This window comes from Lewinellaceae bacterium, from assembly GCA_020636105.1.
GTDB lineage: Bacteria > Bacteroidota > Bacteroidia > Chitinophagales > Saprospiraceae > BCD1.
The window spans coordinates 753,767-778,057 of sequence record JACJYL010000002.1 but is presented as its reverse complement, the minus strand read 5'-3'; the positions used below and the strand labels follow the sequence as shown (position 1 = coordinate 778,057).

Here is a 24,291-nt window from a genome sequence, read left to right as displayed (position 1 = left end):
AAAGTAAGAAGAAATTAGGAAGGCAGCCCGAAGAAATGTTAAATAATAAAGGATAAATCTGCCTAAGGACTGCCTGAAAAATAAATTCAGACTTTTTGGGGCAGACTCCTCTTTAGAGACAGGCTGAAACCCCGGAAAATATGTCAATTTATTTTTATCAAATCGCAATGGCGCAGGAGAAAGGTTTGAAATTTCAAAAGCCTGATTTCCTTTCTTTTAAACTTTAAAAGGCAGCCAACTTAATGGAAAGGGTAAAGTTTTGTTATTTTCGTGAAAGAATAAAAAGAATAACAAACTTATGAAGATAATTGTACTCGGCTGCGGCCTCGTTGGTAAACCGATGGCCATAGACCTGGCTCCTGATTTTGACGTTACCGTGGCAGATATCAGTGCGGAAAATCTCAATAAAATAGGGAAGGAACATGGTATCAAAACCATTCAGCAGGATCTTTCAAACAAAAACGAATTGTCTGCCCTGCTAAAAGATTTTGACCTGGTGGTGAACGCCGTTCCCGGATTTATGGGATTTGAGACTTTGCGAACCATTATTGAAGCCGGGAAAGACGTAGTGGAAATCGCATTTTCTCCCGAAGATGTCATGTTACTGGATGAACTGGCCCGACAAAACGGGGTGACGGCCATCTGCGATATGGGGGTGGCACCGGGCATGAGCAATGTGTTGATCGGGCATGTTACTGAAATGATGGACAAAACAGAGAAGGTCAGGATATACGTAGGTGGATTACCCAAAAAACGTACCTGGCCTTTTGAGTATAAAGCACCTTTTTCTCCTATTGATGTCATCGAGGAATATACCCGACCCGCACGGGTGGTCGAGCATGGGAAGGAAGTCATCAAAGAAGCCCTGTCGGAAGTGGAATTGATGTCCTTCGATCCAGTAGGGACACTCGAAGCTTTTAACAGTGATGGTTTGCGCTCGTTGGTACACACCATCGATGCGCCGGATATGGTGGAGAAAACACTCCGTTATCCCGGGCATGCCGAACTGATGAAAGCTTTCCGGGCCACCGGATTTTTTAGCCAGGAATCCATTGAGGTCAAAGGACAAAAAATACGCCCGATCGACCTGACAGCCAAATTGCTTTTTCCAAAATGGGAATTGGGCATTGAGGAAGCTGAACTGACCATCATGCAGGTCATGATCGAGGGCATAAAAGAAGGCAAAAAGATGCGATACACCTATGATCTCTACGATGAGTACGATCCGCAAACAAAAACACATTCCATGGCCCGAACCACCGGATATGCCGCCACGGCAGCCGTCAGGATGCTTGCGGAGGGATGGTATCACCAAAAAGGGGTGTCCGTTCCCGAGTTTATCGGCAGGCACCCGGATTGTGTACAGTTTATCCTGGAACGTTTGAAGGAAAGGGGAATTGAATACAAGGAGAAGATTGAGGAATTATAATAAATATTAATCACATGCAACAAAAAAACGATCGTAAATTAGCTTTTTTGATTTTGGCTTCCGGCATTGGAATAATGGTGGTCAGCAATATCCTGAAAATGTTTTTCCCGTCCGAAATGGCCTGGTTGCCGGAGGGAATTCATTCTCCTATCCTTGCTTTTGAGTTTTTGCATACGGATAGCGAAGTGCTGCAATTATTCGGCCCGCAAAGCCCGGATCGGGACGCCTGGGTGTCGGGGATGAACAAGGGGCATGCGGTCGATTATATTTATATAGTAGTTTATGGTTTGTTTTTAGCCAGCTGGGGCTGGTACTGTTTTCGCAAAACAGCAAATAAATTCTTTTACACGATAATCGCCTTGGCTATTATCGCCGGGTTGAGTGACGTAATGGAAAACATTCAACTGGTCAACATCGCTTCCCATCTGGACGCCGTGACCTTTGCGGGCCCCTTGCGGCGTTTGATGATTTTCACCTGGCTGAAATGGGGCAGCCTGGCCCTGGCTTTGACGGGGTTGTCGGTTTTTCTGGTCAACAAGCGATGGTTGGGAAAAATATATTTGGCTCTAAGCCTGGCGACCCTTGTACTGGGGACAATGGCTTTTTTCAATCGTTCGTTGATTACTTCCTATTTTACGCTTGGCATAACGATGCAGTTTTTATTGCTGATCATTTTTGCCTTTTGGATGGTTTTTGGCGGTAAGAGAGTCCCTTTCCACCACTAAGGCTTAAGATACTCTAAATTCTCCTGCTATTGGGCATCATGCCTGCGTTCCACTCGGCACCAGGCTGTTCGCTCCATGCTTCCGCTGCCATCCTTTGCTGTGCTCGTCCCTCGCCGCCCTCCGCTCCGCTCCGGCAAACAATAAGAACAGAAAGGATGAACCCCCAACCCAGGAGCATCTTCAGCTCATTTTTTCCTCTCGTTACAAGTACAACTCTTCTAAAATTTTCCTGGCAGCACCGTTATCCAGTCTTGGCCCGAATTGGGAAACCACCCTTGAAGAAGCCAGGCTGGCGATTTTTCCAGCTTCGGCATGACTGTGTCCGTGGGTGATAGCGTAAAGATACGCTCCGGCAAACATGTCCCCGGCACCATTGGTGTCGATCGCTTTGACCGGGTAAGGTTTTATGTCGATGAAGGTGTCACCATCAAAGATCAGGGCACCGTTTTTACCCTGGGTGATGGCAAAACGTTTGGCTACTTTTTTTAACTCTTCACAGGCTACGTTGATATCATTGGTTCCTGTGTAAGTCATGGCTTCATCTTCATTACAGAAGAGCAAATCCACACTCGCACCAATGACCTCATCCATTTGATCTTTGAAAAATTTTACCATATTGGGGTCAGAAAAAGTAAGGGCGGTTTTTACGCCGTATTTCTCAGCTACTTTTTTGGCGCGTTTCATGGCCCGTCGTCCGCCTTCCGAAGTGATCAGGTATCCTTCAATATAAAGGTATTTTGAATCCTTGAGCGCTTCCTCATCCAATTCTGTTTCGGAAAACTGGCTGGTGATCCCCAAAAAAGTATTCATGGTACGATCCGCATCAGGAGTGATCATGACCAGGCATTTTCCGGTAAGTCCTTCGGCCCGGGGCATGCCATTGAGGTTTGTTTTTACATTGGCTTTTTCGAGATCATGCATATAAAAATCGCCCATCTCGTCCTTTGCCACTTTGCAGGAATAAAAACATTTACTGCCAAATTGACTTGCCCCGATCAGGGTGTTGGCGGCGGAACCTCCGCTTTGCTTTTTGGTAACATGTTTACGCAATGCAAGAATTAATTCATTCTGCCGATCTTCCTCCACCAGCGTCATTAACCCTTTTTCAATGCCGTGGGTCTCGAAAAAATCACTTGTCACCTCAAATTCCATATCCACCAGGGCATTGCCGATGCCGTAGATGTCGTATTTTTTATCCATGTTTATGTTATTTCAAAATTTCCGCAAAGATAGGCAATTTCGTTTCTTTTTTTATTTGATAACCATTCAGACTTAAAAATAAGCCTTCAATAATTTTGACATCCCGGTAGGTACCGTTCAAAGTTCCAGGTTCAAAGCCTGCCTGACAACATCAGGAGGCAGGTTCAAATTGTTAAGGGACACTCTCACACTCTCCCCATATCACAGCATCGTAGCATCGCAGCATCACAGCATCGTAGCATCGTAGCATCGTAGCATCGTAGCATTCATATAGCATCAATCAATCAATTTTTGTATCTTGCACCACTAATAAACAGCAGGTAATGAACGCAGGCAGTTTTTTAAAGTATATCAACACACCTTCTTTACTGCATCAACTTCCCTATGAGGAGTTGAAAACCATGGTATTGCAATATCCCTTTAGTGCGAACTTACACATGCTTTTGCTTCTGAAAAGTAAACAGGAAAATCATAAGGATTACGAAAAAAACCTTGCCATGGCGGCCAGTCATAGTATTAACAGGTCTTATTTATATAAATTGCTGCACAATCTTGAACTCATGGAGCTGGATTCCGGGCAACTGCTAAAAGAAGACGAAATTTTAGAACTTAAAGACCTGGCCAGTCTGGAAAAAAACCTTGAAAAGGAATGGGTTTTGTTGGAAGAGGAGGAAACGCCAATAGGTGATAATATCAATGGTTTAGGCGACCACAGAGAGATGGAAAAAGCGGAAGAGATAGAAGTTTCGGATGGAGAGCAGGTATCTTCCGATGAGGTGAAACATCCCGAAGCATCCGTTGACCCAGAAAAAGAATTGCCTTCTGAGGGCATTGAAGATGAACTGCTTTCCACGATGAATGCCCTCAATGCCCTAATTGAGGACGTCATTGCTCACGAGGAGCATGCTGAAGATATTTCACAGGAAGAAATCCTCGAAATATCCAGCCTGACAGAGGTTATCAAACATTATCTTCCGGAGCAGGAAGAAGAAAATAAGGAAACAACTTTGGATGAAACAGGGGGACAGGAGCATGTATTGGAAGAGGAGTCAGAAACCGCTCCTCCGCCTGAAACACATAGCCCCCAGGAGACTTCAATACCTCGTAAAGAAAGAACAGGGAAGCAAAAAGTATCGGAAATCGCCTCTAAAAGTATAAAATCGCAAAGCAGGGTAGCCTCTGAGACCCTGGCCCAAATTCTGGAAAAACAAGGACTGACGGATCAGGCCATAAAAATGTATGAGCAATTAATTTTGACTTTTCCGGAAAAAAACGCTTACTTTGCAGCGAAAATTGAAAATCTAAAAAATTTATAATAAAATGCTGACTACATTAACTGTTTTGACCGCCATTGTATGTTTGATGCTAATGCTTGTAGTTTTGGTTCAAAATCCCAAAGGGGGTGGAGTTGATTCTACTTTCGGAGGTTCATCTGCCAACCAAATGTTCGGTGCGTCAAAATCTACTGATTTTATTGAAAAACTGACATGGTATCTTGCCATAGCGATGTTCGTACTTTGTATCCTCACCACTTTGATCGTTGATTCATCTGGTTCGGCTACGGAATCATTGGGAATGTTGTTCTAAGAATAAAAGGTTTTTCTTACAAAAAAGACCCGGTTGCTCAGGCGGCCGGGTCTTTTTTGTAATGTGCCGGTTGGTGTTTTGTCAAGGCGAATGCTCAAATGTCGCCATTATTGGTTTTTACCGTCAATTTGTCAACTCTGCTCCTTTTAACTGCCGCTATTTGCCGGATATTTTTGTTTGGGCGGTAAAATTGTCAGTATCCTGCAGTTGGCATACAATTCGCTAATGGTGTATAGTGCGTTCATTGCACATGTTCAGCCTTTGTATTCTGAAAAGCTGAGCGATTCAATCATTAATTATTAACCTAAAATAATATTCGCTTTATTATGAGGCCAATTAACGACCGAGTTGTTATCAAACCTGCTCCGGCAGAAGAAAAAACCAGTGGAGGTATCATCATTCCGGATACCATTAAGGAAAAACCACAAAGAGGAGAAGTCATTGCAATAGGCCCTGGAAAAGGAGATACTGCTATGACCGTAAAAGTGGGCGATATCGTCCTGTATGGGAAATATGCAGGACAGGAATTGCAGCATGAAGGAAATGATTACCTCATCATGAGAGAAGAAGATATTCTCATTATTCTCGATTAATTTTTCATTCCAATTTTTAATTTTATTATTTCCGGACTTTTGAAGCAATAGCAGCTTATTATTCATTCAATTGATTCTTACAGCTGCCTTTTCCTTTTAAGTCCAATTGATTTCTTAAACAAAAAAACAAATCCAGCTATGGCTAAAGATATTAGCTTTGATAGAGATGCACGTGAAAAACTGCGTGCTGGTGTTGATGCCCTTGCCAATGCCGTTAAAGTAACCCTGGGCCCTAAAGGCCGTAATGTAATCATCCAGAAAAGTTTCGGAGCACCTCAGATCACTAAAGACGGGGTGACCGTTGCCAAAGAAGTTGAACTGGAAGACGCTGTAGAAAACATGGGTGCTCAAATGATGAAAGAAGTGGCTTCCAAGACTGCTGATATTGCAGGAGACGGAACCACCACTGCTACTGTTTTGGCACAGGCCATGGTCAATGCAGGGTTGAAGAACGTTGCCGCAGGAGCCAATCCAATGGATCTCAAACGCGGAATGGAAAAAGCGGTAAAAGCGGTAGTGGCAGAACTTGCTGCCAATACAGAAATCATCGGAGACGATTTTGAAAAGATCAAGCAGGTAGCTTCCATTTCTGCCAACAACGATCAGGAAATCGGGGGACTTATTGCTGATGCCATGAAACGCGTGAGCAAAGACGGTGTGATCACAGTTGAAGAAGCTCGCGGTACAGATACTTATATGGACGAAGTGGTCGGTATGCAGTTCGACCGCGGATACCTCTCTCCTTATTTTGTAACCGATGCTGAAAATATGGTTACAGAATATGAAAATCCTCTTATTCTTATCCACGACAAGAAAATTTCCAATATGCAGCCGCTGATTCCTATTTTGGAAAAAGCTGCCGGCTCAGGACGTCCTTTACTCATTATTGCAGAGGATCTCGAAAGCCAGGCGCTTGGCGTATTGGTGGTCAACCGCCTTCGTGGTGGACTGAAAGTTGTTGCGGTCAAAGCTCCTGGTTTTGGCGATCGTCGTAAAGCCATGTTGGAGGATATTGCTATCCTTACCGGTGGGGTGGTAATCTCTGAAGAAAAAGGATACAACCTTGAAGGTGCCGATCTTGAACACCTGGGATCATGCGAAAAAATTTCCATCGATAAAGACAATACCACTATCGTAAACGGAAAGGGAGAAGAAAGCCAGATCAAGGCCCGTATCAATCAGATCAAAGCCCAGATCGAAACAACTACCTCTGATTACGATCGTGAGAAACTGCAGGAACGTCTGGCTAAACTCGCCGGAGGGGTTGCCGTATTGTATGTTGGTGCCGCTACCGAAGTGGAAATGAAAGAAAAGAAAGATCGTGTTGATGATGCGCTCCATGCTACCCGTGCTGCGGTAGAAGAAGGAATCGTGACCGGTGGAGGTGTGGCGCTCGTACGTGCCAGAATCGTTCTGGAAAAAGTGGTAGGTGCCAACGATGATGAAAATACAGGGATCCAGATCATTTCCAAAGCTATTGAGGCTCCCCTTCGTTCCATCGCCAATAATGCCGGAGTGGAGGGTTCAGTAGTACTTCACCACGTATTGTCTAAAAAAGGCGATTACGGATACAATGCCCGTGAGGATAAATATGAAGACCTGAAAAAAGCAGGAATCATTGACCCTACGAAAGTAACTCGTATCGCACTTGAAAACGCAGCATCTATTGCCGCCATGATTCTGACCACAGAATGTGTGATCAGCGATAAGCCTGAACCGGAAGGTTCCGCTCCTCATATGGGCGGTATGGGCGGCGGAATGCCAGGCATGATGTAAACTGAATTTTAGAGTAGAAATAAAAAAAGCGGTCCTCTTCTGGAAAGAGAGACCGCTTTTTTTGTCTTAATTTTTTTCGAATATCAGATCAGAAGGCAAACTACCTCACCAAAGTTGTACTTCCATTAGAAGTAACAATATTGCCGTCAGGTAGCGTGGCTTCCAGGTTCCAAATGTAAATTCCGGCATTCATGTATTTTGTCCGGAAAGTTCCGTCCCATCCACGGTTGGTGGCATTGGTGGGGAAATTCCTGTCTTCATAGAGCAACTCGCCCCAGCGGTCGTATACCCGGAAAAAATTGATGTTAATACCAGGTTTTCCATGAACGATAAGCAGGTCGTTTAAGCCATCCTCATTAGGTGAAAATCCGGTGGGGACGACGATTCCAAAATCTTTTTGAACATGGATCGTAATAAGGTCATCTCCTTCACACCCATTTTCATCGTTTACGGTCAGCTGCAAACTGATCTGGTGGTCCGTGGTAACTGTAGGATTCGGACAATCCAGACAACTCAGCAGGCTGGTGTCCTGAGGCCACCATTGAAAAAGTACCGGCATGGAAGAACCACTGAATTCCGGGTATAAGGTAATGGTTTGGCCAAAAGTAATCGTTTGATCCGGCCCAAGATCCACTTCCAGCGGATCGGGCTCTGTAATATTGAGGTTCGATTCAAATATCATACAGCCATGAGCATCCCTGATAAAGAGATTGTAAGTACCGGCCATCAATCCTATCTGGGCGGCACTGCCATTGAAGTTCTGGTTGTCCAGACTATAACTGTAGGGAGGTGTCCCTCCTGTAGTAGCAGAACTGATCAATCCGTCCCTTCCTCCATAACAGCTGATGTCTTCTATGGCAATATCCGCGGCAAGTGGTGCGTCAGGCTGGTCCACCAATACACTATCCCTTTCAATACAACCATTTTGATCGGTGATCTCAAGGGTGTAAACTCCGCTTGGGACATTGCCTATGGAAGTATTGGACAGACCATTATTCCACAAATAGGAATATCCCGGGATCCCGCCACTTACCGTGGTAGTAACTACGCCTGTAGATTCCCCATAACAGCCCACATCTACCGGTTCAAAAACAATCCGCAGGGCTTCAGGGGCATTTAACTGGAAGCTTTCAACGGTGAGACAACCATTGGCATCTGTTACACTTACACTGATCGGGCCGCTGGCCAATTGAATAGCATTCTGTGCTGTTGATCCATTGCTCCAAAGATAGTTGTAGTTGGCTACACCGCCATTGACATTAAGATTGACGGAACCGTCAGTGAAGTCGTGGCAGCTAACATCCTGGGTGCTTCCCTGGACCACCAGTGCGTTAGGTTGGGCAAGAGAGAAATTCAATATTTCCGTACAGCCTAAAGCATCGGTGATGGTCACGTCATAATTGCCTGCTGGAAGATTGGAAACATTGGGGGAATGGGGGAGGGTGGAAGGGTTCCAGTTATAGGTATATCCGCCGCCGCCGCCGGTAACGGAAACACTGATCACTCCGTCACTTCCTTCAAAACAGCTAATATCATCTGAGGTGAAATCAACCGACATCAATGAAACCGAAGCAATATCCACAGATTCTATGGCCGTACAACCCTGGGCATCCGTAACGGTTACAGAATACGCTCCAACGGCCAGTCCGTTGGCCGTTGAGGTCTGTTGTCCCAGAGGATCACTCCAGGAATAATTATACGGTGCGGTACCACCCGTAGGTGTTATGGTGGCCGTGCCATCATCCACTCCGAAACATCCCACGAGGGTGTTAGAAGTTTGAGTCGTCAAAGCGGTGGGCTGATCCAGCATTATCGCGTCTTCAATGGTACAGTTATTTGCGTCCGTGACCAAAACACTGTATTGTCCCTGAGGCAGGTTGATGATGCTGGGATTGGTAGCTCCGTTATTCCAAAGATAAGAAAGCTGTCCGGTTCCTCCGGAGGCAGTAGCCATGGCCGAACCAGTAGGATCACCAAAACAATTCGGGTCATCCCCGGAAAGGGTGAGTTGCAGTGCTGCCGGTTCGGAGAGGACTACAGTGTCCAGGAAAACACAGTCGTTATTATCTGTAATGGTTACCATGATTTCGCCAGCTTCCAGGTTTGTCGGGTTGGAAGTCACCTGGCCATTGCTCCATTGGTAGCTGTAGGTTGGAATACCTCCCGAAACCGTTGTTTCAATGGTGCCATCGGTTCCTTCAAAACAACTTGGATCGGAAAGGGTATATTGGACCTGTATGGGTTGCGGACTATCTACCGTTGACATAATTTCCAGGGCACAGTCGTTGTCATCCGTTACGGTAATGGTATAGGTGGCAGCAGTCAGGTCATTTCTGACCATCGAGGGGGACCCACTATCACTCCATGTATAGGCAAAGGGAGCTGTTCCTCCGGAAACTTCAAGGGAAACCGTTCCGTCGGCTCCTCCAAAACATAAGACAGGGGTGCTTACCGCCTGTAGGTTTAACGATTGCGGTGTCAGAACCTGGACAAAGGCACTGTCGACACATCCAAGTGCATCGGTGACCAATACGCGGTAATCGCCACCAGGAAGCCCCGTGGCGCTGGCATTGGTTCCGACCAAACCGGAAGAACCCACTTCAGTCCATTCAAAGGCGTAATTGGTTGTACCGCCCGTAGCTTCTACGGTGGCCACTCCATCGGCGGAGTCGAAACAACTCGTGCTGTCTGAGGTGATCTGCAATTCAAGCAGTGGGGGTTCCAATATTTCGGCAGCCGTAATGACCTGGCAGTTGTTGATATCTGTCACCGTAACGGAATAACTTCCTGCAGGTAAACCCGAGGCAACATCACCGGTCTGGTTGTTGGTATTTGAATCCCAAACGAAATTGTAGGATCCCGTACCACCCTGGGCCAAAACGGTAGCAATTCCGGTGGACTGACCAAAACATGCCACATCGACACTGTCGGTCGTGGCGGTCAGGATTTCAGGTTCGGTTAGGTTAAAGGAATGCTGAGTTACACAACCGGCATTATCGGTAAGGGATAACGTTTGTTGCCCTGCACTTAGATTGGTTGCAATCGAATCTGTTGAACCGCTGCTCCAGTCGAAACCATAAGGACCGTTTCCATTGGAAATTTCGACGGTTGCCTGGCCGTCAGAAAGTCCGTTGCAACTGATCTGACTCAGTACAATGGGATCGACAGTCGGTGCGGGGGCGTTGTCGACAGTAAAGCCAATTGTTCCCAGACAGCCCACTCCGTCGGTAACGGATACCGTGTAATTGCCTGGAGTTAGGCCGGTAAAGAGCCCTGTGTTATTGACATTTCCCGCCAGGTCGAAAGAAAAAGGCCCTGTTCCGGCAACGATATTTATTTGTACCAGACCGTCATCACCACCCGGGCATGAAGTTCCGGTCGGGAAAGCTTCGGAGGTAGCAGGATCACAATTCGGCGTGGTGCACTGGGTTGAAGTGATTACACTTGGGCAATTATCCCCAATAGCCTGAAGTTCAAGGGTGACTGTTTCCAGGAAGGTTAGCCCGGTAACCGTATGGGAAAGTGGGCCAGAAGGCGTTACCCAGCCGGTGCCGTTTACATTTACCAGGTACCCAATAGCACCTGCCACATCATTCCACACAAAAGTGATGGTGCTTGAAGTAATGGAACCGCAACTCAGCACGGGTTGTTCCAGCGCAGGTTCTACTTCGATGGTTATTGAATCCATAACGGAACAACCATAGGTGTCTGTAGCCGTCATGACATAGGTAGTGGTGGTTGCAGGACTCGCAACAGGGTTAGGACAATCACTGCAACTCAGTCCGGTGGTCGGTTCCCAGCTGTATTCAATCGCATATACAGGGTTAAATGTAATGGTCCAGCTAAAAAGGGTTCCATCCAGTCCTTGTGTGTCATCTATCAACTGGAGAGACCATATCCCGTTGGTTGCCCGGTCCCCATCCCAAAGATCTGACCATACGCCTTCCGGAAGGAATTCCCCTGTGAACGGTACGGCCGAGGGGGGAGCAAATGGCCCCGGAGCACTGATGAGCTGGGAAGCATCCACCGTAAAACAAGTGTGTAAATAATAATCCAGGCCCAGTCCGTTTCCTCCGTTCCCTCCATTGTCGGTGGTCAGTTCAAGGAATTGACCGTCCGGACTGATGAGATATATATCCATGTCATCAATCCACCGGTGCTCAAGGCTGTCTATGCAGACGGAAGCTATTACTCCAGGCCCAAGGGTCAGCGGAATGACATTCTGAACGTTTATATTCGAAAAGACCGGGATGTTGGCCGATGGTACGGTCAAGGGGGTATTATTGGTAAATGTCGGCGGATCGGGTAGGGGAACATTCAGTGTGCCGTCGAGCTGTATGCTGTCTCCCTGGCAGATGATGAGATCATTGCCAAGATCCGGTTCCACAAGCGGGTTATCTCTAATTAGAATGGAAATGGTATCCCGGGTACAGGGATCTTTTTGAATATCGATCAGTAAAGTTTCATCTCCTTCCACGAGGCCGTCTTCAAAAGCTGTAATGGGGATGGTGACTGAACTTTCCCCTGCGGGAATAAACAGATCCGGTGGAATAAACTGGTAATCGATACCGTTTTCTGCAGTTCCCAGAATGGTGTAATCAATAGGAGTATCCGCTTCCACCGGATTAGGGTAAGAAAAAGTAATGGTTCCGCTTTCACAACCTTCTGCGACAGAGCCGTCAAGACTTACCGTAGCCACCTCAATATCAAGCGAGCCGGTTCCAAAACTTTTGGCTTCAAGGAATACACCCGAGTCAAAAGCAGAATCACTGGCGTCGGCAATAACGAGCTTAATGGTGTAAGTTTCACATGGAATCACGACAACCTCTGCGGTGAGTACCGTAGTGAAACCATCATAAACGGGTTGATTGCCGGAATTATTATTGTTATTGTAAAGTGCTGAAAAGGCAAGGCTCCCATTTGGGGGCGTACAATTGCTTAAAGTTCCGTTGGCTCCGACAGAACCTGAGTTCACATTATTGATGGTCACCGGAAGCGTCGTTCCCGGGATCAGCGCTATATTTTCTCCATTGTTTTGATAAGGTCCATTGATGCCCGGGCCGGAAATGAAGAATCCGAAGACATCATTAAAACTACTACAGGCATATTCCGGGTATTCCTCGGAAGCCCAAACGTAATTAAACCGAAGGGTGTCAGAGATGGGAACGAAGGTAATGGTGTATTTCGCAACATCCTGGGTATTATTTGGAGAAGCTATGGAAGAAACATCGGGGTCACTTACTGCTCCGCCGGCAAAGTTGCTGGCAAAATCGCTGCCGTTAGCTTCTGAACCAAAATTGGCGCCCTGGGAAACTGCGCGTCCTGTGGTCATGATAATGCCTCGTTCCATTCCGATCACATCCTGTGCGTGGTTGAAAAAGCCTACAGCATTTGCGGCACCCTGGTAATTGACGCTGATTACTTCAACCCCGTCCCCTAAAAAGATATTGGTGATGAGATTTTCAGGTGTAATCGGTGGCGCATTGGTGACTTCCATTTGCGCCCAAAGAACATTTGGCACAATAAAAATTATCAAAAGGGCAGTTCTTAGTAAATGGTTGATTTTTCTCATAAGCTATGCGAAAAAGTTAATGAATTTTGTAGTTAAAATATTGGGGAAATATAAGGAAGCTTTCTCTTTTCGGCTTAAAAATAAGATTCTTTAAGGAAAGGACTTAAAATCTAAAAGATTTTGTACTCCCATTTACAAAAAAGAAGAGCCGGCGATCTATAGGAATGCTGCTTTTGTAGAAAAAATAGCCCGTTAATCTAAAAATAGTATTGCTTCGTCCATGGTAAATTATTTTTGTTCAAATTATGCTGGTTCCCCAATAATTACTGAACATAAATAACACAAAAATGAACGGGGGCAGAAAAAAATAAGGACAAATGAGGCAATTTTTTAAATTTTTACTGGCATCGACACTGGGAGTGTTTATCGCCGGTACATTGATGGCTATTTTTGGCATTATTATTATTGCTCAAATCGCCAATGAGGAAAATAAAGGTAATGTAGTAAAAGAAAACACCATTTTGCACATCACCCTGGATGAGGCTATCCCTGAATTGACAGATAATGTTGAACGGGATATTTACTCCTTTAATACACAACAGGTTTTAGGATTAAATGACATCCTGTACACGCTTGAAACCGCAGGAAAAGACGATAATATCAAAGGGATATTCCTGGAAGTTGACCAAATGCAGGGAGGCTTTGCCACGGCAAGAATATTGCGAAATGCACTCGCAGATTTCAAATCCAATGGTAAATTCATCATTGCCCATTCGAAATTCTACAGTCAGGGAGCTTATTACCTGGCCTCTGTGGCCAATGAAGTTTATGTAAATCCGCTGGGGTGGATTGATTTTCGTGGATTTTCTTCCCAAACAGCATTTGTGAAAGAAATGCTGGATCGACTCGGAATTGAAATGCAGGTGATTTGGGTAGGTAATTACAAAAGTGCCACAGAGCCTTTCCGAAGAAATAATATGTCGGAAGACAATAAAGAGCAGGTGAGAGAATTTTTGACGGAATATTACGATCTCTTTTTAGAGGACATTAGTCAGACCAGGGGACTGGAGGTGTCCGAGTTGAAAAATATTGCCAATGAATATATTTCTCCTGATCCGCAAAAAGCGCTGGAACGAAAACTGGTAGATGGAATTGTTTACCGTGATGAAGTGATCAATGAATTGAAAGACAGTGTTGGCATTGAGTTGGATGAAAACCTGCGGCTAGTTTCACTGGCGGACTATTTCAAGAGTAATCCCAAGAAACTAAATACAAAAATCAAAGACAAAATTGCTGTGGTTTATGCTGAAGGAGCCATTGTGGATGGCCCGGGGGCAGAGGGGAGCATCGGGGATGAAAATTACAACAAAATTTTTCAAAAATTACGCAAGGACGATAAGGTGAAAGCCGTTGTTTTGAGGGTGAACTCTGGAGGAGGTAGCGCAATGGCTTCGGAAAATATTTGGAGAGAGCTGATGTTGCTGAAAGAAAGCGGCAAGCCTGTGATTGTCTCCATGGGCACCTACGCAGCCTCCGGAGGGTATTATATTGCTACCGCGGCCGATTCTATTTTTGCCGAACCGAATACACTGACAGGGTCTATCGGAGTATTTATAATGTTGCCGAATGTGCAGGAATTGTTTAATCGGCACCTGGGCATCAATTTTGATTCTGTCAAAACCGCTCCTTTGGCCATATCCCTTTCCCCGTTCTTTAAAATGTCAGAGGCTGAGCGAAATATCCTTCAATCCACCACGGATATTTTGTACCAGACCTTTTTACAAAGAGTGGCCGACGGAAGAAAAATGGTTACCACTGATTCGGTTAACCAGGTCGCACAGGGAAGGGTCTGGACCGGCAGTCATGCTCTTGAATTAGGGTTGGTCGACCGTATGGGAGGGCTGGAAGATGCTCTGAAATCTGCCGCAACGATGGCAGGGTTGGATAGCTACCGAACAGTAGAGTACCCCAAGCCCAAGACCGCTATTGCTGCTATAATAGAACAACTAACCGGGCAACAAAATGTCAAAACCTCTACTGCTGAAATGATGTTAAAAAGAGATTTCGGGCAACTTTTTTCTGCCTATGATGACCTGCGATCCATCTACAGTTCGAAAGGCATGCAAATGCGATCGACCGTGATGGTGCCGTTTGAGTAAAATTCAACACAATGAGGGAGCATGTACTTCATCCCGAATTTCATTATTTCTTCTCGTTGGATCTCAATAAATTAAATCATTTTCATAGTTTCATGTAGCGGGTTTCGGGTAAATTAACCCGGAATCCGCGACATGAAACAGATTGATGGCCCGCCTTTAACCACTTTCCATTTTTATTCTTTCCCACCCGGAAAACAGGGACGACTCCATGTTTTTTGTTTCGGCACATATTATTAAAAATCGTTACTTTTGGTTTGTCCATGCGTCAGAAATGACGAATAAGCAAACACAAAAACACACCAACGAATGTCCGAAATTAACTTACCGGAAGTAGTTTTTATCAAATCAGGTAAAGTCTATAAGCAAATTAAAATAGATGAAGTACTGTATATTTTTGCCGAAGGAAACTATACAACTTTTTTTACCTCGTCAGGTAAACACGTTGCTAAAATTTCTTTGCGGCAGGTCGGGGAGATCATTTCTTCCGGGACTTTCATCAGGGTACACAGAAATTATATGGTCTGTATTGATAAGATCGAAAAGATCGATGTTCAAAACAACAAAATTCATTTGGCGGAACGCATTATTCCCATTGGAAAAAGCTTTAAAAAGGATCTTTTGGAGCAAATTAGGATACTCGGTTAAATTTACAAAAAGCAGGCTTGTCACCTTCAACGCACCAGTTATCACTTTTCGAATTGATTGTTGGCGGTTTTGTTTAAATTCGTCAAAAATTAGCACTACAGGTTTTACCTGTCAAAGAATAAAGTAAGGGGGAACGGTTGTCAGGGGCGATCTCACTTATCAGGTCGTCAGCTGGCAACTTTAAGGGCTTCGTCCGGTTAAAACCTCCTTCTTCAAGATGACCAGTCGAGAATTAAATTTTTTCTACACTTTAAAGTCTGAGGTATTTTCAAGGTTTTTCCCAAAAAGAATCCTCCACGATAGCTAATCGATTTTAAATTTACCTTTTAAATTTACCTTTTTCCCTACCTTTGCGCCGTGGCGAGAATTTTATCAATAGATTACGGAACAAAAAGAACGGGTTTAGCCGTATCTGATCCACTCCAGATCATCGCGAGTGGGCTGGATACTGTTGATACAAAAAATATTTTTGACTATCTACAGCATTATATCGCAGCAGAAGAAGTGGAGACCATTGTGGTGGGGGATCCCAAATATCCCGATGGCAATCCTTCGCAGATCGCTCATATGGTGCTTGGGTTTATCCGAAAACTGCGCAAAATGTTTCCGGAAATTGAGGTGGTTCCCCATGATGAGCGGTACACCTCGGAAGACGCTAAAAAGATCATTCTCCAGAGCGGCGTGAATAAGAAAAAAAGGAGGGATAAAAGATTGGTGGATAAAATAAGCGCAGTATTGATCCTTCAGGATTATATGGAAGAGCACCGGCAGTAAAATTTTAGTTATTCAATCAGCCATTGAACTTCCGGCAATCTTAGGATGTTTGACAAAAGAATTTTTTTGCCAACGGAGTTGTTTCGCATAGACAATTCGTTGGTTTTGTTATACAAACAGAGAAATATTAAAAGGAAATGTTGTTACCAATTCACGGATACGGGTTGCCTGTATTGAGAAAAGTAGGCGAGGCAATTGATGAAAATTATCCGGATTTGACGAAGTTGATCGAAGATATGTGGGATACCATGTATTACGCTCAGGGGGTAGGTCTTGCTGCACCTCAAATTGGCAAATCCATCAGGCTTTTTGTGGTCGATACCATCCAGGTGATGGATGAAGGAGAGGAAGATAAAGGAATCAAGCAGGTTTTTATCAATGCCGAGATGATAGAGGAAACAGGAGTAGAGTGGACTTATGAAGAAGGCTGTCTTAGTATTCCCGATGTTCGCGGTGATGTGGAACGAAAACCTACCATTAAGATCCGCTTTCAGGATGAAAATTTCGAGACCCATGAACGGGAGTTTAGCGAGATGAATGCACGGGTTATCCAGCACGAATACGATCATATTGATGGCATTCTTTTCACAGAGTTACTGAAACCCATTCGAAAACGTCTGTTGAAAAAGCGCCTGGATAATATCAAAAAAGGCAATATCAGCGTAGAATACAAAATGAAGTTTGCAGGGAAATAAACATTCATACCGGGTGGAACAGCCTGCTTTAGGCGATTACCCTTGTTCCTTTCTTTATTATTCCAGGGGTGTTCATAAAATTTTAATGAAAGAATTTATCCGCTGAGTTTGCAGAGAAGGCGCAGTGATTGCAAAGATTTCTCTGCGTTCATTGCGCCTTCTCTGCGTCCATTGCGGTTAAAAAAACAAAAAATTGATTTTATACCAGTGGGAGATCATGTAACACGATTTCCCTAATTCGTGTCGTTCGGTTGAAATTTTCTCCTACCTTATTTTATTTTTTTTTACATTTACCCCCATTAAATGAAAAGCCTAAACCAAAACGCACATGACTCTAACAACTTTAGACTGGTCCATCATTTTTGCTTTTTTTGTCATTTCCATGGCTATTGGAGTCCTCGTCTCCAAACAATCTGGTAAAAGTTCCTCTGATTTCTTTCTTTCCGGCAGGAGTATGCCCTGGTGGTTATTGGGATTTTCCATGGTCGCCACCACTTTTTCTGCGGATACCCCAAACCTTGTTACCGATATTGTTCGGAAGAACGGGGTGAGTGGAAACTGGGTATGGTGGGCTTTCCTTTTGACGGGAATGCTCACGGTATTTGTTTATGCCAGACTTTGGAGAAGGTCAGGGGTGATGACCGACCTGGAGTTTTACGAATTGCGATACAGCGGCAAGGGGGCAGCCTTTTTACGCGGATTCCGGGCCTTATACCTGGGCGTGTTTTTTAATGTACTGATCATGGCTACCGTAACGCTGGCTGCCATCAAGATCGGCGGCATTCTATTGGGATTGACCCCCACACAGACCATTCTGATTGCCTCCATTGTGACGGTTTTTTATTCTGCCCTTGGGGGATTGAAAGGGGTGATTCTCACCGATTTTTTCCAGTTCATCATAGCGATGGTGGGTTCTGTTTGGGCAGCCTATGTGGTGCTGAATATGCCGGAGGTAGGAGGACTGACCAATCTGTTGGAACATGAAAATGTAGCGGGCAAACTCCACCTGCTACCCGATTTTAATAATATGGAAGTATTGATTCCATTGTTTATTTTACCACTGGCCGTTCAATGGTGGAGTGTTTGGTATCCTGGGGCGGAACCCGGTGGCGGGGGGTATATTGCCCAACGTATGCTCTCGGCAAAAGATGAAAAAAATGCGGTGGGGGCAACCTTGTTTTTTAATATAGCCCATTATGCCTTGCGTCCATGGCCGTGGATTCTTATCGCTTTGGGATCGTTGGTTATGTTTCCGGACATAGCCTCCCTTAAACTCGCTTTCCCGAATGTTGATCCGGGGATAGTCAATGATGATTTGGCTTATCCTGCCATGTTGACTTATCTGCCGGCCGGATTACTCGGTCTGGTGATCGCTTCGTTGATTGCTGCTTTTATGTCGACCATTTCCACCCATTTGAATTGGGGGTCATCGTATATTGTGAATGATTTTTATAAACGTTTTGTGGATAAGGATGCTTCAGAAAAAAAGATGGTATCCGTTGGGCGTATTTCTACGGTAATTTTAATGGCCTTAGCGGCCATATTGGCCTTGTACCTGAGTAATGCCTTGCAGGCCTTTAATATACTTTTACAGATCGGTGCCGGTACCGGACTCATTTTCATCCTGCGCTGGTTTTGGTGGCGCATTAACGCCTACAGTGAAATTGCCGCAATGGTCATTTCCTTTTTGGTCGCCATTTATTTTGAGTTTATACATCCTGTCCCCGTTCCCGATCATTGGAAATTACTCATGGGTGTTGGCATCACAACGGTTGGCTGGCTGACGGTCACTTTTTTGACCCAGCCGGATGATTATTCAAAACTGTTGAGTTTCTACAAACTGATCCGTCCGCACAGCAGAGGCTGGAAACCCGTTATCGACAGGGCTTTGTCTGAGAACACCATCACAAAGAAAGATATTACCGTAGGAAAATTGCCCGGCGAACTCGCAGGCATGTTTTCAGGAGTGTTTTTGGTTTACGGATCGCTCTTTGCCATTGGATTCTGGATTTATGGAAATATTCAGGGAGCCTTGATCGCCACGGGAGTAGCTTTGGTGAGCGGGTATTTCATGAAGCAGTTGCTCGATAAGAAAAACAGGGAGGCTTGATGCTTTAATACTACGATGCTTTAATACTGCGATGCTACGATTATTTGATGCTTTGAATTTTGATTTTTAAACTAATTATCAAACCATTCTAGCATCGCAGTATCCTAGCATCAAATAATCATAGTATTATAGCATCATAGTATCAAGCCTATTTTCTTCCAAAATCAGCGGGGATTTCTCCCCATTCTTCGGTTTTCCATTTCATTATGGGATTGTTGTAGGTATTGGTTTTGAGCCAGGTTTCCGCCCGGTCGATGAGCTCGTATAATTTCGCTGTTTGGGAGGTTTTTTTGAGTAATGTTTTCGCTTTTTTATTCCTCACCCAGGCCATGGCCGTTCGGGAGTCTGTATATATAGGTGTATTCTGCCCTGTTTTTTTGAACATCGCCAGGGCGTGAACCAGGGCAAGAAACTCTCCGATATTATTGGTGCCCAGTTCAAATTTCTGATAAAAGATCCGGGTTTTATTTTTGGTGTCCACGCCCTGGTATTCCATCAGGCCGGGATTGCCGCTGCAGGCCGCATCAACGGAGATACTGTCCCAGACAATTTCCTTTCGGGCCTCAGGACTCAGGGCTGCTGGTGATTTAGTGCCTTTTTTTTCAAAATGATCTACATAGGAACCATCAAAAGCCGCTTTGGCTTCCGCCAGTGTTTTGAATGCTTTGTATTTGGCATTCGGGTATCCTTTTATTTGTAATTGACATTCAGTCCAGGATTCGTAGATGCCAGGCGTATTGCCCGCCCACACGACGTAATATTTATTGCTTTTTGCCATGGTGCAAAGATACGTGGAGATAAATTTAAAATGTAAAATTTAAAATGTAAAATTTAAAAGGGCTCCAGCCCTTAATTCCTGGTTATTTAGGGCAAAAAAATAGGTTGAAAATATTTTCCTTAAATTTGTATCCATAGTGTTTAAAAAAAATGAAACTCAATGAATCATTTACGCTTATTTACCTAAGTTTTTTGTTTTTACCTCTGATGGTTTCCTTTGCTCCGTCGCTAACCATTGAGGGTGTTATTCAGGTCACGCTTTCTCAATTATCTACCTTCTTAAGATCTCCACACACCAAAGCTTCCACTTTTCTAATCTATACCTTATATAAAGAGGTAAACGTTTGCGACTGCGTGAGGGATATGGAGGGGCGGTGCAAGGCACCGGACAAGACGCGCAGCGGCGAAGCCTCCCGACCTATCGGTTTCCTTATGGCAGGACAGGTGAGCGAATAGCGAACCCCGCAGCAGCCCGACCCGAAGGGGCACGGACAGATGAATGTAAAATGTAAAATAATAAATGTAGAAGTCAAACCAGCAACAAACCAGCGACAAGTAACCAGCAACAAGTAACCAGTAACAAGTAACCAGCAACAAGTAACCAGCAAACAGCACCCAGCACCCAGCAACCAGATTTTTTTCTTACATTTGCCCCGAAAAGAATACCACAGGAATGAAATTAATCGATACACACACCCATTTATATCTCGAAGAGTTTGACGCGGATCGGGAGGAAGTGGTGAACAGGGCTTTTGAGGAAGGAGTGGAGGCATTGTATTTGCCCAATGTGGATAGCAGGACCATCGACGGAATGTTGGAAATGGAGGTTAAATGGCCGGGACGTTGTTTTCCGATGATGGGGGTACATCCGTGTTCGATCAAGGAAGATTATGAGGAGGAGTTGCGCATTGCCCGCGAGTGGATGGATAAACGAACCTTTTCAGCGGTGGGGGAGATCGGGATTGACCTGTATTGGGATAAGAGTTTTTTTGAGCAACAAAAGGATGCTTTTTTGAGACAGATCAACTGGGCCCTGGAATTTGAGCTGCCCATTGTGATTCATTCACGGGATGCCACGGATGAGATCATCGAATTATTGAGGAGCAAGGAAGGGGCGCTGCCCGCTGGAATTTTTCACTGTTTCTCGGGCAACCTCGAACAGGCCAATGCGATCATTGAATTAGGATTTTACCTCGGGATAGGAGGGGTACTGACTTTCAAAAATTCGGGGTTGGATAAAATAATAACCGGGGTGGACATGAAACACCTGGTTTTGGAAACCGATGCACCTTACCTGACGCCTGCTCCTTTTCGTGGGAAGCGGAATGAAAGCAGTTATGTGAAATTGGTGGCAGAAAAGCTGGCAGAAATAAAAGGAGTTCCTTTAGCAGAGGTGGCAAAAGTGACCACTCAGAATGCCCGAAATCTTTTTGTTTAGGGCCTTTGATTGATTGAGGTTGATAATAAAAAATATTAATCGGCGGGAAAATTTTGTTTTATTGTATCTTTTTTGAATTTTTGTGGCCGATGTATTGTTAAGTTCGACTTAATAAGTATATTTGTTCGTATTAGAAAGCATTGATGGCGGATTAAAGAATTTGCTATTATTTCTAATACGAGTAGTTCTCGAATTTGATTTGGAGAGGTGCTCGAGTGGCTGAAGAGGCACGCCTGGAAAGCGTGTGTGCGTCAAAAGCGTACCGAGGGTTCGAATCCCTCTCTCTCCGCATTAATTTTTTGATTTAATCTAAACTTTTAAAACAATCGTTAAACCTTGTTGACTATGCGAAAGTTAATAGCATTGCTGCTGGTAATAGGCCTTGCAGTATTTTCCGGAAATGTAGTTTATGGCCAGGCTCAGAGCCAGGATGGAACAGAAACGGCAGCTGCCGATGAGAGTACTGCAGATACTGCTGATGGTACTTCGTTCCAATTATTGAAAAAGTATTTCATTGATGGAGACTGGCGTTTCATGAGTTTCGTATTATTGTGTTTGATCCTCGGTCTTGCTTTTTGTATTGAGCGTATCATCACATTGAATATCGCAACTACCAATACTGACAAATTGCTCAGTAAAATTGATGACAGTCTGAAGAGCGGTGACGTTCAGGGTGCCATGGAGATTTGTAAATCAACTCCCGGCCCGACTGCCAGTGTATTGTACGAAGGGCTGAAAGCTTCAGACGACGGTGCTGAAGCCGTAGAAAAAGCCATTGTAGGATACGGTGGTGTTCAAATGGGATTACTCGAAAGAGGCCTGGTTTGGATTTCTCTTTTCATCGCTATCGCCCCGATGCTTGGTTTCATGGGTACGGTAATTGGTATGATTAGCGCCTTTGACAAAATTGAAGCTGTAGGTGATATTTCTCCTACCGTTGTTGCTGGGGGTATCAAAGTAGCCCTTTTGACTACAGTATTTGGTCTTGTTGTGGCCATTATTCTTCAAATTTTTTACAACTATATCATCAATAAGATTGACGGTATCGTTAATAAAATGGAAGAAGCATCTATCGCATTGGTCGATATCATGGCTGAAAACAATACTTTTAAATCATAAGAATACCATACGATATGTATAATTTTCTAAATAAGCATGGTCAGACCCTGGCTTTTGGCCTCGGTTTGGTTATCATTCTGATTTTCATCATAAATGGCTTTCCTAAGGCGTCAGCCCTGGAATCTCAGCTTGGAATGGCCTTATCTGAAACAAAAGCAGAAGACAGGGTGGGGATGAACTTCTTTAACTTCGGTTTGTATGCTTCTATCGCGTTGATCGCGGTGGCTGCCCTGGCAATGTTAATTTTTGGGGTTGTTCAGATCGCCACCAATTTCAAAAGCTCTATTAAGGGGGTTGTTGCATTTGCCGCGTTGATTGTTTTATTCTTCGTGCTCAAATCTACTGCATCCGGGGATGCTACAGGTAGCCTGGTGGGTGCCATTGACAAATTTAAGGATAGCGGTGCAATATTTACCGCAAATACCCTTAAGGGAATCAGTGCCGGTATTTTAACTGCTGGTGTGTTGATCCTTGCTGCTGCCGTGTCATTTGTATATTCGGAAGTTTCAGGCTTCTTTAAATAAAAACTAATTATGAGTAAATCCAGTAGAACCAGGATGACTAATGAGGTGAATGCCGGCTCTATGGCGGACATTGCCTTTCTGTTGCTCATCTTTTTTCTTGTAACTACCACCATAGCGGAGGACAAGGGAATCAGGGTGAAGTTGCCTCCCTGGTCAGAGGAAGAGCCCGATATTACACAGTTGAAAAAACGGAACGTTTATTCTGTGTTGGTGAATGCTCAGAATCAGTTGCTTGTCAGAGGTGAACCGATGAGTATCACCAATTTGAGACGTAATGCAAAGGAGTTTATTTCTAATCCACTCCAGCGTGAAGATTTGGCCGAAAAGCCGACACGTGCCATTATTTCTCTCAAAAATGACAGGGGGACCAATTACAAAACTTATCTCGAAGTGTACAATGAGCTAAAAGGAGCTTATGATGAACTTTGGGATGAACTTAGTATGAGGAAGTACAACATTCATTATAGTGAAGATCTGGATCAGGCCAAGAAAAAAGCCATTAAGGCTGAAATCCCGATGGTGCTTTCAGAGGCTGAACCTACTGCATTTGGTGAAGAATAACCGTATCATTTTTGTCGAAAAGCTATCGGTTTTTTCTTTACGGGCTTATCAATTTTTGAGATAAGTAAAAAATAAAAGTTATGCCAAAATTTTCTAAAAAAAGAGGTAAAACATCTCCTGCAATCTCTACGGCCTCATTGCCGGATATTATCTTCATGTTGCTTTTCTTCTTTATGGTAACTACCGTAATGAGAAACGCCGAATTGAAGGTTCAGGTCAATACACCACAGGCAACTCAGTTGGACAAACTCGAGGAAAAATCTCTGGTTAATTATCTGTATATCGGTAAACCTACCGTGCAATTTGAGAAGGTTTATGGTACTAAACCCAGGTTGCAATTAGGGGATAAAATTTCCGAAATCCATGATATTCCGCTTTTTCTTGAAAAACACAAAATTAAAGTTCCTGAAAGAAGCCATGGAAAAATCACTTCTTCCCTGCGTGTTGACGGAAAAGTGACTATGGGTATTGTTCAGGACGTGAAAACGCAGTTGAGAAGATCTGGACAGTTGATCATAAACTACTCTGCTAAAAAGCGTGCTTATTAATTTAATCGCAATTTAGCGTAGTTAAAAAAAAGGCTTCTGTAATTTACAGGAGCCTTTTTTTATGTGCTTAATCAAGGGTTAATGCTGTGGGATCTCATTATGAAATCCTGCTTTCCCTG

Annotated in this window: 21 protein-coding genes and 1 tRNA gene; 18 read left to right on the top strand and 4 right to left on the bottom strand. The window is 44.3% G+C overall.

Annotated elements, in window-relative coordinates; translation table 11 throughout:
• The first annotated feature begins 298 nt into the window (after positions 1-298).
• Together H6571_20270 and H6571_20265 are read left to right on the top strand one after the other, a co-directional pair.
• The gene (locus H6571_20270) at positions 299-1,429 is read left to right on the top strand and encodes a saccharopine dehydrogenase NADP-binding domain-containing protein (protein ID MCB9326086.1); all 1,131 of its coding nucleotides are present in this window, start codon (positions 299-301) and stop codon (positions 1,427-1,429) included.
• Between the two features lie 14 nt (positions 1,430-1,443).
• Positions 1,444-2,154, top strand: a complete 711-nt coding sequence (locus H6571_20265) for a hypothetical protein (GenBank protein ID MCB9326085.1) — start codon at positions 1,444-1,446, stop codon at positions 2,152-2,154.
• Between the two features lie 13 nt (positions 2,155-2,167).
• Here H6571_20265 and H6571_20260 read toward each other — a convergent pair whose 3' ends face one another.
• Positions 2,168-2,332, bottom strand: coding sequence for a hypothetical protein (locus tag H6571_20260; GenBank protein ID MCB9326084.1), 165 nt, complete (start codon positions 2,330-2,332; stop codon positions 2,168-2,170).
• 23 nt (positions 2,333-2,355) lie between these two features.
• On the bottom strand, positions 2,356-3,354 hold the full coding sequence (locus tag H6571_20255; GenBank protein MCB9326083.1) for an adenosine kinase: 999 nt from the start codon (positions 3,352-3,354) through the stop codon (positions 2,356-2,358).
• A gap of 323 nt (positions 3,355-3,677) precedes the next feature.
• Between H6571_20255 and H6571_20250 the strand changes: the two genes are divergently transcribed.
• The 4 genes from H6571_20250 (at position 3,678) to groL (ending at position 7,310) form a co-directional block, all read left to right on the top strand.
• Complete coding sequence (locus H6571_20250) at positions 3,678-4,670, top strand: hypothetical protein (protein ID MCB9326082.1); 993 nt, start codon at positions 3,678-3,680, stop codon at positions 4,668-4,670.
• A 4-nt stretch (positions 4,671-4,674) separates the two neighbouring features.
• Positions 4,675-4,941, top strand: coding sequence for a preprotein translocase subunit SecG (gene secG, locus H6571_20245; protein MCB9326081.1), 267 nt, complete (start codon positions 4,675-4,677; stop codon positions 4,939-4,941).
• Positions 4,942-5,264: 323 nt separating this feature from the next.
• A complete protein-coding gene (locus H6571_20240; GenBank protein ID MCB9326080.1) occupies positions 5,265-5,534 on the top strand; it encodes a co-chaperone GroES in 270 nt (89 codons plus the stop codon).
• A gap of 138 nt (positions 5,535-5,672) precedes the next feature.
• Complete coding sequence (gene groL / locus H6571_20235; GenBank protein ID MCB9326079.1) at positions 5,673-7,310, top strand: chaperonin GroEL; 1,638 nt, start codon at positions 5,673-5,675, stop codon at positions 7,308-7,310.
• Positions 7,311-7,410: 100 nt separating this feature from the next.
• Here groL and H6571_20230 read toward each other — a convergent pair whose 3' ends face one another.
• Positions 7,411-12,846 carry a choice-of-anchor L domain-containing protein gene (locus tag H6571_20230; protein MCB9326078.1) on the bottom strand — a complete coding sequence of 1,812 codons (5,436 nt, stop codon included), beginning with the start codon at positions 12,844-12,846 and terminating at the stop codon, positions 7,411-7,413.
• Positions 12,847-13,199: 353 nt separating this feature from the next.
• Here H6571_20230 and sppA point away from each other — a divergent pair, with 353 nt between their 5' ends.
• The 5 genes from sppA (at position 13,200) to H6571_20205 (ending at position 19,205) form a co-directional block, all read left to right on the top strand.
• Positions 13,200-14,981, top strand: coding sequence for a signal peptide peptidase SppA (sppA, locus tag H6571_20225; protein MCB9326077.1), 1,782 nt, complete (start codon positions 13,200-13,202; stop codon positions 14,979-14,981).
• Between the two features lie 306 nt (positions 14,982-15,287).
• Positions 15,288-15,626, top strand: a complete 339-nt coding sequence (locus H6571_20220) for a LytTR family transcriptional regulator (protein ID MCB9326076.1) — start codon at positions 15,288-15,290, stop codon at positions 15,624-15,626.
• 357 nt (positions 15,627-15,983) lie between these two features.
• Positions 15,984-16,400: a Holliday junction resolvase RuvX gene (ruvX, locus tag H6571_20215; protein ID MCB9326075.1), complete on the top strand. Its 417-nt coding sequence runs from the start codon at positions 15,984-15,986 to the stop codon at positions 16,398-16,400.
• A 137-nt stretch (positions 16,401-16,537) separates the two neighbouring features.
• On the top strand, positions 16,538-17,095 hold the full coding sequence (locus tag H6571_20210; GenBank protein MCB9326074.1) for a peptide deformylase: 558 nt from the start codon (positions 16,538-16,540) through the stop codon (positions 17,093-17,095).
• 328 nt (positions 17,096-17,423) lie between these two features.
• Positions 17,424-19,205 carry a Na+:solute symporter gene (locus H6571_20205; protein MCB9326073.1) on the top strand — a complete coding sequence of 594 codons (1,782 nt, stop codon included), beginning with the start codon at positions 17,424-17,426 and terminating at the stop codon, positions 19,203-19,205.
• A gap of 148 nt (positions 19,206-19,353) precedes the next feature.
• Here H6571_20205 and H6571_20200 read toward each other — a convergent pair whose 3' ends face one another.
• Positions 19,354-19,983 (bottom strand): viroplasmin family protein, encoded by a 630-nt coding sequence (locus H6571_20200; GenBank protein ID MCB9326072.1) that lies wholly within the window; start codon positions 19,981-19,983, stop codon positions 19,354-19,356.
• Positions 19,984-20,132: 149 nt separating this feature from the next.
• On the opposite strand from H6571_20200, the gene H6571_20195 reads away from it, so the two are divergent.
• The 7 genes from H6571_20195 to H6571_20165 all read left to right on the top strand — a co-directional run bounded on the left by H6571_20195 (position 20,133) and on the right by H6571_20165 (position 24,172).
• Positions 20,133-20,438, top strand: a complete 306-nt coding sequence (locus tag H6571_20195; protein MCB9326071.1) for a hypothetical protein — start codon at positions 20,133-20,135, stop codon at positions 20,436-20,438.
• Between the two features lie 217 nt (positions 20,439-20,655).
• Positions 20,656-21,420, top strand: coding sequence for a TatD family hydrolase (locus H6571_20190; GenBank protein MCB9326070.1), 765 nt, complete (start codon positions 20,656-20,658; stop codon positions 21,418-21,420).
• Positions 21,421-21,621: 201 nt separating this feature from the next.
• Positions 21,622-21,709 (top strand) — tRNA-Ser (locus H6571_20185).
• A gap of 56 nt (positions 21,710-21,765) precedes the next feature.
• Positions 21,766-22,539, top strand: coding sequence for a MotA/TolQ/ExbB proton channel family protein (locus H6571_20180; protein ID MCB9326069.1), 774 nt, complete (start codon positions 21,766-21,768; stop codon positions 22,537-22,539).
• 14 nt (positions 22,540-22,553) lie between these two features.
• Entirely contained in the window at positions 22,554-23,063 is a 510-nt protein-coding gene (locus tag H6571_20175; GenBank protein MCB9326068.1) for a hypothetical protein, read from the top strand.
• Between the two features lie 9 nt (positions 23,064-23,072).
• Complete coding sequence (locus tag H6571_20170) at positions 23,073-23,624, top strand: biopolymer transporter ExbD (GenBank protein ID MCB9326067.1); 552 nt, start codon at positions 23,073-23,075, stop codon at positions 23,622-23,624.
• A gap of 80 nt (positions 23,625-23,704) precedes the next feature.
• Positions 23,705-24,172 (top strand): biopolymer transporter ExbD, encoded by a 468-nt coding sequence (locus H6571_20165; protein ID MCB9326066.1) that lies wholly within the window; start codon positions 23,705-23,707, stop codon positions 24,170-24,172.
• Positions 24,173-24,291 lie beyond the last annotated feature (119 nt).